The organism is Arthrobacter sp. NQ7 (assembly GCF_029581595.2).
Lineage (GTDB): Bacteria > Actinomycetota > Actinomycetes > Actinomycetales > Micrococcaceae > Arthrobacter > Arthrobacter phenanthrenivorans_B.
The window spans coordinates 136,380-146,834 of record NZ_JARFXU020000010.1 but is presented as its reverse complement, the minus strand read 5'-3'; the positions used below and the strand labels follow the sequence as shown (position 1 = coordinate 146,834).

The 10,455-nt window shown below is 62.2% G+C and carries 12 protein-coding genes; 5 read left to right on the top strand and 7 right to left on the bottom strand.

The features are described 5' to 3' along the window. Positions 1–575 precede the first annotated feature (575 nt). Both PUN71_RS23175 and PUN71_RS12675 read right to left on the bottom strand, forming a co-directional pair. Positions 576–764, bottom strand: a complete 189-nt coding sequence (locus PUN71_RS23175) for an SDR family NAD(P)-dependent oxidoreductase (protein WP_502860623.1) — start codon at positions 762–764, stop codon at positions 576–578. A 492-nt stretch (positions 765–1,256) separates the two neighbouring features. After that, positions 1,257–2,075, bottom strand: a complete 819-nt coding sequence (locus PUN71_RS12675; protein ID WP_277798707.1) for an SDR family oxidoreductase — start codon at positions 2,073–2,075, stop codon at positions 1,257–1,259. A 334-nt stretch (positions 2,076–2,409) separates the two neighbouring features. On the opposite strand from PUN71_RS12675, the gene PUN71_RS12670 reads away from it, so the two are divergent. The 4 genes from PUN71_RS12670 to PUN71_RS12655 all read left to right on the top strand — a co-directional run bounded on the left by PUN71_RS12670 (position 2,410) and on the right by PUN71_RS12655 (position 4,062). Further along, positions 2,410–2,877 (top strand): SRPBCC domain-containing protein, encoded by a 468-nt coding sequence (locus PUN71_RS12670; protein WP_277798706.1) that lies wholly within the window; start codon positions 2,410–2,412, stop codon positions 2,875–2,877. Between the two features lie 76 nt (positions 2,878–2,953). After that, complete coding sequence (locus tag PUN71_RS12665; RefSeq protein WP_277798705.1) at positions 2,954–3,691, top strand: alpha/beta fold hydrolase; 738 nt, start codon at positions 2,954–2,956, stop codon at positions 3,689–3,691. Between the two features lie 84 nt (positions 3,692–3,775). Continuing rightward, positions 3,776–3,904 (top strand): hypothetical protein, encoded by a 129-nt coding sequence (locus tag PUN71_RS12660; RefSeq protein WP_277798704.1) that lies wholly within the window; start codon positions 3,776–3,778, stop codon positions 3,902–3,904. After that, positions 3,904–4,062, top strand: a complete 159-nt coding sequence (locus PUN71_RS12655) for a hypothetical protein (RefSeq protein WP_277798703.1) — start codon at positions 3,904–3,906, stop codon at positions 4,060–4,062. Before PUN71_RS12660 ends, PUN71_RS12655 begins: the two co-directional genes overlap by 1 nt. A gap of 241 nt (positions 4,063–4,303) precedes the next feature. Here PUN71_RS12655 and PUN71_RS12650 read toward each other — a convergent pair. Continuing rightward, positions 4,304–5,451, bottom strand: a protein-coding gene (locus tag PUN71_RS12650; protein ID WP_277798702.1) for an IS3 family transposase whose coding sequence is annotated in 2 segments (ribosomal slippage) — positions 4,304–5,190 and positions 5,190–5,451 — 1,149 coding nt in all. Because the reading frame shifts where the segments join, the coding sequence is not laid out codon by codon here. A 5-nt stretch (positions 5,452–5,456) separates the two neighbouring features. Between PUN71_RS12650 and PUN71_RS12645 the strand changes: the two genes are divergently transcribed. Then, complete coding sequence (locus tag PUN71_RS12645; RefSeq protein WP_277798701.1) at positions 5,457–6,086, top strand: Abi family protein; 630 nt, start codon at positions 5,457–5,459, stop codon at positions 6,084–6,086. 259 nt (positions 6,087–6,345) lie between these two features. On the opposite strand, the gene PUN71_RS12640 is transcribed toward PUN71_RS12645, so the two are convergent. The 4 genes from PUN71_RS12640 to PUN71_RS12625 form a co-directional block, all read right to left on the bottom strand. Further along, a complete protein-coding gene (locus PUN71_RS12640) occupies positions 6,346–6,654 on the bottom strand; it encodes an alpha/beta hydrolase (RefSeq protein ID WP_277798700.1) in 309 nt (102 codons plus the stop codon). A 587-nt stretch (positions 6,655–7,241) separates the two neighbouring features. Beyond that, positions 7,242–8,159, bottom strand: coding sequence for a hydroxymethylglutaryl-CoA lyase (locus tag PUN71_RS12635; RefSeq protein WP_277798698.1), 918 nt, complete (start codon positions 8,157–8,159; stop codon positions 7,242–7,244). Next, positions 8,159–9,478, bottom strand: coding sequence for a CaiB/BaiF CoA transferase family protein (locus PUN71_RS12630; protein WP_277798697.1), 1,320 nt, complete (start codon positions 9,476–9,478; stop codon positions 8,159–8,161). Before PUN71_RS12630 ends, PUN71_RS12635 begins: the two co-directional genes overlap by 1 nt. Before the next feature lie 121 nt (positions 9,479–9,599). Further along, positions 9,600–10,391 carry an IclR family transcriptional regulator gene (locus PUN71_RS12625; RefSeq protein WP_277798696.1) on the bottom strand — a complete coding sequence of 264 codons (792 nt, stop codon included), beginning with the start codon at positions 10,389–10,391 and terminating at the stop codon, positions 9,600–9,602. Between the last annotated feature and the right edge of the window lie 64 nt (positions 10,392–10,455).

Sequence of the window (10,455 nt, the reverse complement as noted above, 5' to 3'; positions counted from 1 at the left end):
GTGGTTCCCGCCTCTCGGGGTCCATCCCCACTTACAAAGTGCAGAGAAGTAGGAGACGCAAGGGGCCGCGAACGAAGCCATCGCATTGCACGACGGGTTGCGGAGCGTTTGGGTGTGGCCCCGGCTCAAGTGGCCTTGGGCTGGGTCAGCGCCCGGGGCGAACGTTTGGGGTTCCTGTCGTCCCGATTCCCGGCACGAAGCGGGTCCGCTGGCTGGAGCAAAGCGTGGCAGTCCTTGACGTGGTTCTCGATCCGGAAGCCTTCGCTGAGCTTGACCCCGTCGGCGAGAAGCTTTCAGGCGTTCCTGGCGCCACGCTTCGAAGCCAGTGGCGACAACTCGCCCATTGTGTCCGTCTGCAGCTTCTTCCGAGGCCAACCACTCCACCGGTGCCGCCATGACCTCCGGGTCAAGCAGCTGCAATGACACAGGCTCCGTTCCGGAGGGCACCATCCCTGTCCTGGTGGCCCGGCCGGTTAAAAGCATGTTGACTCTGACTCCCGTGCCGGCCAGATCCGCGGCCATGATCCGGGAGAGGCTTCAGCCCCGGCCCGGGAATTGAATGAAACCCCTGCCGTTCATCGTGGAAGGTTCATCGAAATATTTACGATCCGCCCGCGCCCGGCGGCCGACATCCTCGGCGTAATTTCCCGTGCCATTAGAAAATAACCAGTGAGATTCGTGTCAACTACCGCACGGAACCCATCCACCGGTACATCCCAGAAACCTTGAGGACGTGTCTTGAACTCAGTGCTGACTGTCTTCATACCGAGCCCGGCGCGTTGTTGACCAGCATGTCGACGCCGCCGAAAGTGATCCCCACGGAATCGACAAGCCCGGTTACGGAAGCCTGATCAGGGACGTCGGCAACAAAACCAGTTGCCCCCCGGAATCCCTGAAGCCACCTCCCTGACCCTGTCCGCCGACCTGCCGGTCAAAACAACAGTGGCGCCGGCGCCCGCCAACGCCCTGACCATAGCTAGTCCCAAACCACTCGTACCACCGTGACAAGCACCCGCACGCCCGCCAAAACTGTAATCCACCGCCACCATCGGTCCTCCAAACCCTCCCATCGGCACAACACCCAGCCCAGCCACTCCAGGGCCTTGGCGCCTGCAGTCGGTGTTCTATGCATGGTGCATGGCCCGGCACGTCTCCATACGGGAACAATCGAGTCCATACGCGAACAATCGAGCGGCGCCCGGCGAGAACCGGGCGCCGCTCATCGATTTCTGGGGGCTGGACTCTGGCTTAGAGACTTAGTTGCCGTGGGCTTCGATTGACACCGGCTGCCATTCGTTCCACGTGGCCAGCCGGGACTCGTAATCCTTCGTGGCGATGTCCAGGGGCGCGTTGCCGAAAAAAATGCGCAGGGGCGGGTTCTCGGCGTCCACCACCTTGAGGATTGCGCCTCGGGTGGCCGCGGGGTTGCCCTTGTTGTTTGCAGAGGGCCGGCTTGCTGCGGCCTTGCGGACCTCGGCATACACGTCCATCTGCTCACTGTGCGAGGCGGACGGCCCTGACCAGTCGGTCGAGAAACCGCCGGGTTCCACGAGCGTCACCTTGATGTTGAAGCCCGCGACTTCCTGGGCGAGTGACTGGGAGAAGCCCTCCAGGGCCCATTTCGACGCATGGTAGGCGCCGACCGTTGGGAAGGCGCTGATTCCACCGATGCTTGATACCTGGATGATGTGCCCCGAGCCTTGTTTCCGCATGATGGGAAGTGCCGCCTGGGTGACCCACAGCGCACCGAACAGGTTCGTCTCCAGTTGCGCCCGGACTTCGTTTTCGGCGAGTTCTTCAATCATGCCGAAATGTCCGTAGCCGGCGTTGTTCACAACGACGTCGAGCCGCCCGAAGTGCTCTGCGGCTTTCTGGACGGCCGCGATGTCGCCAGCCCGTTCGGTGACGTCGAGCTGGATTGGCAGGAAGGTGTCCCGATACTTCCCGGCGAGGTCGTCAAGCGTCCCGGGCTTCCGCGCGCTGCCTGCCACGTTGTCCCCGCGCTCCAGGGCAGCTTCGGCCCACTCGCGGCCAAAACCCTTGGACGCGCCGGTGATAAACCAGGTCTTACTCATGAGTACGTTCCTTTCGATCGTGTACACGGACAACTAACGCCCAGCGGCCGCAAACCCTTCCCCAAGGCATAATCCACCGGTATGACGGCACCCGGCGGCGCCGGTTCCTGGGCTTGCTGGGCCCGGACCTGGATAATGACCTTCTCGAGAAAGTCGTGAATGTAGCGAGCTGGGCGGTGACGGTCCGGTTAATGAAGACGACCGAGGATGGCGCCGAGCGATAGCAGCGGCTCTCTACAATATAAGTGAACTCTAATGACTAGGAGAGCCCTCACCCCTGGACGACAGGGAGCGACCAGGAATCATTCAATCAACTAAAAAGAAAGCAAATGAGATGAGCGACGAACTCAGCCACAGCTATTCGGTCTTCATCAGGGCAACACCACAGCAGGTCTGGGAGGCCTTGACCGACCCTGACTTGACCGTCCAGTACAACTTCGGCTCAGCGGCGAAGAGCGATTGGCGAACAGGCTCCCACTACGCCATGACAAGTGCCGACGGATCTTCCGTAATGTACGACGGCAGGGTTCTCCTGTCCAACGAGCCGCGACAGCTTGTCCAGACCGTCAACATCAAGTTCGACCGGGCCCACATCGGCCACAAGGAAATGACTATCAGCTGGGACATCGAGCAGTTCGGCGAAACGTGCCAGGTGACCATTAGCCATCGAGGCCCGGACTCTGAGGCCCAGCTATTCGAAGTGCTCACCAGCCACTGCCCGAATCTCATGTCCGGCCTAAAGACCCTCCTCGAGACAGGAAAACCACTCCACATCGGCCAGTCCGCAACGGCCCTAGCCTGAGGGCGATGCAGCCCTGGCCTCGGACCTGCCCGCCGCAGGCGATATTCGGTTCTTCCGGAAACACTGGGAGGTAGTAGTGACCACTTTCTTATTGGTCCATCCAGCCTGGTTCGGAGGCTGGTGCTGGAACAAACTGGCGCCGCAACTCCGTGCCCATGGACACCAAGTCCACACGCCGACGCTAACCGGACTATCGGAGCGCGCCCACCTGGCCAGCCTCAACGTGGGCTTGGCGACCCACGTCGAGGACATCACCGCCGTCGTGCTCTTCGATGACCTGCGCGACGTGGTGCTGGTCGGATCCAGTTCCTCCGGCACGGTCATCACCGGTGTGGCGGCTCGTATACCCGACCGAATTGCCTCGCTCGTCTACTTGGACGCCTTCGTCCCGGCCGATGGCCAGTGTACCCGCGACCTGCTCCCGCTCGAACGACGAGCGGCCCTCGACTCGCTCGTGGAGACCGAAGGCGACCGCTGGCTGCTGCCACGTTTTGCAGCGCCTCCCTGGCTCACAATCGTGCGCGACATGTGGGAAATCACCGATGAGGTCGATATCGAACGGGTTTTGCCCCGGCTGCGGCCGACGCCGTACCGGCATTTCACAGACCCCGTACAGCTTGGCGGCACCAACCTTGAGGGCATTGACCGGCTCTACGTTCGGTGCCCCCGCCAACCGGCGCCTTTCGACGCCTTCGCCGAGGCGGCGCGCTCGAGCAGGGCGTGGAGATACGAGGAGCTGGACACTCCACACCTGCCGTTCATCACTCACCCGGACCTGGTCACTGCCCTACTCCTCGACACCGCGTCGCGGTAAGAGCCCTGCCACCCTACCCGGAGATTGCCGACCGCGGACCAATCAAGGATATCCCGGCCGAATACCAGCACCTACAAAATCCCCGTGGACAAGAGCCACGACATTTTTGCTAAGTCCGGCACCACCGATGGAAACACCATGACCTGGACCGTCGGGGACTCGGCGAACTCCACCGCGTCCTGGTTCGGCAGCTACCAAGGCATCGGCGCCTAATGGGAAACCAGAACATCACGATCAACGGCAAGTTCTATCCCGGCCTGGACGGAGCCGACATCGCCGGCAACCAATGGGCCCGCCTCATGAACGCTGCCGGGCCAAAGTACCAGGGCGCCCGATGTTGCCTGGACGTATTCCGGGCAATCGGTGAATAGGTCGATGTCATGATGTGATGCCGAATTTTCATGCAGAACCGGCCCCACTCTGCTGGCCGCTGGCGACTGGGCTTAGGCCGCACAGGGATCCTTGATGCCCGGGGATTTCCCTGTATTGCGGGTGTATCGAAAATCGCATACGCCATCGCAACAATCTTCTGTCTTCAATGGAGGCATGGACCACAGCGCATCATTGTCTACTCCAGCCCGACTGGTTGGGCCCCCGTTAGCAGTCCAGCGTTTATGCGATAGCTAATTGGTTTTCTTGCGTCCAGTTTTCCCAGTAGCGTTTCGGCGTCATGCCGTCCAGGGATCCGTGGGGCCGTTCATGATTGTAGATAGCCTTCCATTCCTCGGCCAAATACCTGGCTTCGGCCATGGTGTCCATGATTTCTCCGGAGAGTTGTTCCCTTTTGAATTGGGCGTTGAAGGATTCGATGAAGCCGTTTTGCCAGGGTGATCCCGGGTCGATGAAGGCAGTGTCGACGCCGGCGGTGTTGCACCACCCGATCAGTGCGGCGGCCGTGAATTCCGGCCCGTTGTCACGCCTGAGGTAGGCCGGGACGGTGCCGGTTTCGGCAATGATCTTCTCCAGTACCGCGACCACGTCCGTGGCTTTGAACGACCGGCGCGGGATGATGGCCAGCGCGGTGCGGGTGTACTCATCGATGACGTTGAAGAAGCGGATATGCCGCCCGCAGGAGGTCACGTCCGACTGGAAGTCGAAGCTGACCACATGCATCGGATACTGGGCGGTGAGGCGTTTCTGTTCCCCGGCGCCGGGCCCGGTTCGGCGCTTTTTCCGTGCCCTGGGTTTACAGACCAGGCCTTCATCGCGCCAGAGCCGGCACACCCGCTTCCTGTTCAGCGGCACGCCGTCCCACTCAAGCTGGGCCAGCAGGTGCCAGCGCGCTTTCCGCCAGCCCCACGCGGGGTGCTGCCCGGCGACGGTGCGCAGGGCCGCGCGGAGCCGGGCCTCCTCAAAGCCCATGTCGGGCTTCTTCTTGCGGAACGCAGACCGGTTCTGCCCCAGAAGCGCGCAGGCGAAGCGTTCGGACGCCCCGGACTTCTCCACCGCCATGCGTACGGCACGGCGGCGGGGTTCGGGGCTCAGAATTTTCCCTTTGCCACCTCGTTCAGAATGTCGATGGCCAGTTCCTTCTCCGCCAGCAGCCGCTTGAGCCGGGCGTTCTCCTTCTCAAGCTCCTTTGTCCGCTTGGACGCTTCGGCGTTCTTCTCGGACCCGTACTGGTTCAGCCACCGGTACCACGTCGCCTCGGTGACCTGGAGTTCCTTGATGACCTCGACCATCGGGCGCCCGTCATTAAGCATCTTTTGGCCCTGGCGGACCTTGGCAATGACCTGCTCCGGGGTGTGTCTGCGTGCCATGATTCGTGAATTTCCTCCTGTGTCCATTCTCGGACACGAAACTCACACAAACACTGGACTTCTACCTGGGGACCCAACCAAACTTCCTTGTCCGCGTCGGCTATTTCCGTTCTGGTGCATACCGTTACGTTTTCCGGCAATTGCTTCCCGCGGACCAGGTGAACGAGGATCTGCATCAGTATCGTTCAGACGACTACATCCCTGGTGCAACCATCGACCATGTCATGAAGCTGGAAGCCTTCGACTTTAAGCTGGCCAGAGTCTGCCAGGAACGACTTCTGGAATTTGAGGTGCGTTTGAGGGCTGCCATTGCCCACACGCTCGCCTCAAATGACGTCGCCGCCCACGCGTCCAAGGAATTTTTGGATACGCGAACCTGCGACAAGGTGATCGGCGACCGCACGAAATTTGAGGCGTGGACGAAGACCTGGCGCGATGCCGTTGCGTCCGGATCGAAGGACGAAGACTTCATCGAGCACCACCTCTTGAAGTACCCAGATCTGCGCCCTGAAGCTGGTGAACCGATACCGCTAACGCGCCCGGCCTGCCTATTGGAGCCTGAGTCATTAGTTGACGGAATCACGGCTATCGGCTCTTTAAAATGGGCGGGGAAGTGGCTGGTCATCTCGGACTGAACGCGGTGTTTCTAGCCCTGCTCGTCGGGCTTTCTGCCAACCTCATTTTGGGGCGTTTGAGAATCGGCAAACGCGAAGAGAACTATGCCAAGCCACCAGCATTGAGATGTGGCACGTGGCCTACGCCTTTTATTGGAAGAGTGAGGAACAAATCTGGCGAAAGCAGTACCGCCAGAAGGTTGACGCCGTAAAGCTCGCACGTGCGGGTTTGCGTCTCGTGGCACGGTGCTCCCGGTTGTTCACCTCGTCCATGAACGCCTCAGACCTTCTCCAGCTCGGCGAACGTGGAGTACTCGGCCCGCAGATTCGTAGCTCGTCCGAGGGAATGTGCCACGACGACGGTCGCCGCATCCGGCGTTCCCAGCGCCACACTGACGGCATCCTCCCACGAGGCCTTGTCAGGATTTTCCGGGTCGGGAAGCGGAACGACTGCCATGGCTATCCCTTCAGTCTCCACAGCAGTTTGAAGCCGGGGGAACCAATTCGCATCCGGTGAAGATTCGTACCCGTGGACGATGACGACCCGCTGGACAGGACGAACCAGGACACTGTCGTCTCTGACTTCCATAGGAAAGGTTTCTCCTGCTACTGGTTCATAGGAAGACCCTGACCGTCGAAGCAAAACGACACTAGCTCCCCATGTCGAGAGAGTCTGCGGTCAGTGGGCGGGGCACCTGCTCCCCGTTGATGAAAATTTGCCGGAGCGGCCAAAGGGCCCGACTTCCCTTGTTCCTGGCGTTGCCTATCCATCCTGCTGTTCAGTTAGGAATGAGGTTATGGCGGTCTGGAGCTCGGCGAGTTCCTCGTCGGACATCGTCCAGACTCTGCTAACGCGGGCGTCCTTTCGGAATGTGATTCTCACGTCGTCCGTGGAGAATATTTTGTCCGGATTATCCTCGACTTGGAAGTGGCATCCGTTCATTTCTTCCTTCGTGAGATGCGGTCCTTCAACCGGCAAGCTGTCTGTATTGTGTGGATGTTGTGCTGTGAGTGGGCTGTACGGGCTCGTCGGCTGTCACCCAGGAGGCCGAAGTCGGCGTTGTATTCAGATCCACGTTTAGCCCGCCCCTTGTCGGCTGAGGGAGCGTGTTCGATCGCCCTGACTTCATGGTTGAACTAGTCAGGCCGGGCGTCGCGCAGGGCAGATGTTTGACTTTATGCTCCCGCGGGGAACGGTCCTGCTCCTGCCAGCCCGGAACGGGGATTCGTGCCGACCAAGGCGCAAATCCAGCGACCGAGTTCCGTTGCTATCTGCGTATCGATGCCGGTCGGAAAGCCGGCGCGTTCGAGCATCCAGACGAGGTCCTCCGTGGAGCTGTTTCCGGCTGCTCCGGGAGCGAAGGGGCATCCTCCGAGGCCGCCGACGCTGCTGTCGAACACGTCGACACCCGCCGCCATCGCCGCATAGGTGTTCGCCAGGGCGGTGTGCCGGGTCTCGTGCAGGTGGGCCCTTAACTGCAGGTCGGTTTCCTCGCGCAGCTTGGCGAAGGTCTCGCCTACCTGCCATGGAACGGCGCAGCCGATCGTGTCGGCCAACGCCATTTCGGCTAGGTTCGCGAGGCTCATCGCATTTCGGACGACGTCGAGGGTCTGTTCGATCGGGACGTCGCCTTGGTAGGGGCAACCGAAGGCGACGGCGGCGGTGACGCTGAGCGGGATGGAGGCCGACGAAGCGATCGCCGACACCTCTTCCAAGGTGTTGAGCGCTGCAGCAACTGTGGTGTTTTGGTTGGCTGTGGCGAACGCATCGGTCACCGGGAGGACGTAGTTCATCTCGTCCATCCCGGCGTCGACGGCCCTGTGGGCGCCACGGGTGTTCAGCACCAAGCCGATGTAGCTGACGTCGCCGGTGCGCGGGACGGCCGCCATCACGGCGTCGGCGTCGGCCATCTGGGGAACTGCCTTGGGATTGACGAAGCTGACGGCTTCGATCCGCTTGGCTCCCATCCTGACCAGCTCTTCGATCAGCCGGACCTTGTCTTCGGTGCTGACGGGGGTCTTCTCGTTCTGCAGGCCGTCGCGCGGGCTGACGTCCACGATCGATACCGGCCGGGTGTCCTGGGCGAACGCCATCAGATTGCTCCTTCGCTGTGGGCCTTTTGCACGTCTTCATCGGTGAGGTTGAGCAGGCCCTGGTACACGTCGGCGTTGTGCGAGCCGTGAACCAGGGGCCCGTTCCAGCTGATCCTGCCGGCGGAGCGCGTGAGCTTGGGGACGATTCCGGGCTGGACCACGGCTCCGAGCTCGTCGTCCGCCACTTCCACGAGCATGTCCCGGGCCTTGAGCTGCGGGTCCTCGAAGATATCTTCAACGGTGCTCACCGTGCTGTTCGGAACACCGTGTTGGTCGAGCAGGCTGACCAGCTCACCGGCGGTGTAGTGCGCCGCCCAGTCGGCAATGAGGCCTTCCAGTTCCTCCTGGTTGTGGCCCCGCTGCGCATGGTCGCGGTATTTCGGATCCGCCGCCAGGGCGGGCATTCCCATCGCGTTGGCCAGGCGCACGAAGACCGAGTCTTGGTTGGCCGCGATGACAACCCACTTTCCGTCGCTGGACCGGAAGATGTTCGACGGCGCGATCCCCTTCAGTCCCGAACCGCTGGGTCCCGGGACAATGCCGGTAGCGGCATAGTCCGGCACGGCGCTCTCCAGGAGCGAAAAACACGCCTCGACGAGCGAGACGTCGACCACCTGGCCGGTGCCCCCGTGCGCATCCCGCCAGTACAACGCCAGCAGGATCCCCTGCAGGGCATACAGCGAGCCGAGGCTGTCCCCCAGGGAGATGCCGGTGCGGGGCGGCGGCTGGTCGGGGTAGCCGTTGAGGTGCCGCAGCCCGCTCCGGGCCTCGGCCACGGAGGCATAGCCGGGCTTTGACGCTTCCGGGCCGGTCTGTCCGTAACCGGAGACCCGGGCGATGATGAGGCCGGGATTGACCTTCCACAGCTCTTCCGGGCTGAGGCCAAGCTTTTCCATGGTGCCCGGGCGGAAGTTCTCCAGGATGACGTCGGTTTCCTTGCAGAGCTCGAGGAAGAGCTCCCGGCCGCGGGGGGCCTTGAGGTCCATGGTGACGCACTTCTTGCCGCGGGACTGCACCGACCACCACAGGGTGTGGTCGTTGACCCGCGCCCGGCCCCATTCGCGCATGGGGTCCGGCCGGTTCGGGGATTCGATCTTGATGACTTCGGCTCCGAAGTCCGCCATCTGCCGTCCTGCGAACGGTCCGGCGATCAGGGATCCAAGTTCGAGGACGCGCACGCCGGACAGGGGTCCGGCAGCGTCGCCGGCAGCCTGGGTCGCGCCTGCAGGGGCCGACGAGGTGTCGGCGACGGTTCCGGGGCGGTCCCAGTCGCCGGCGCCCTTGTCCCGTTCGGCTGTGCCGGTTTCGAAAACCTTCATGAAATCTCAACTCCTGGTTCCTGATGCGGACCCGTGGGCGCCGTACACGCCCGTGGGGTCGGTGGAGCATCGTCCTACATGAACCAGTATGCATGCAGCTCTTCATATTGTGAACAGAAAATCACGATATGGGTATTTCTTCGGAGGGAAGGCTCCCGCCGATCAGCCGGGTGCCTTCAGCAGCTGCAGCGATGACAGGCTCGATCCAGGAAGCGCACACGTCATAGGGCATCCGCATGGTGGGCCCCATGACAGTAAGTGCACCGTAGAGCTCGGCCTGGGGTCCGAAGATCGGAGCGGACAGGCCACTGGCCCCGGATACCCGCTCCCCGGTAGTGATGGCAAAACCGTCCGCGCGGGTCTTCGCCACCGCGGCATCAAGGTTTGCCGCGTCGGTGATGGTGCGGTCCGTCATGGACTGCAGGCCCGAGCCGTAGACCTTCTCCGCCAGGTCGGTATTCCAGGCGAGCAGTACCCGGCCCGCGGAGCCGGCATGGAGCGGCATGATGTCGCCCACCTCCACCGCCCGTCGAAGGACCCGCCGGGTTTCGGCCACCGCGATGCAGACCCTGCTGCCCCGGGACTCCCGGAAGATGCAGACCGTTTCGCCCAGCTCATCGCGCAGCCGCCGGAGGACGGGCGTGAGCAGTTCGAGGAAGTCGAGGCCCTGCCGGGCGGGGGCCGCCCAGTGGGTCATGCGCAACCCAATCCGGAAGTGGTCACCGCGCCGGTCCAGCATTCCTTCGTGCACCAGGTTAGTGACAAGCCGCTGCACCGTGGAGTGCGGCAGCCCCGTCTCGTTCCGGATTTCGGCGAGGCTCATCTCGGGCCGCCCCAGCGAGAAGGCGTCCAGGATGGACGTGATCTTCTTCAGCACCAGCAATGGGGCGGCTGCGTTTTCGGTTGCGCTCATGGATGGATTCCAGATTCCTTCTACTCTCAGGGCTCTAGGACGGTTGTTTGTAACCTCTTGTAGT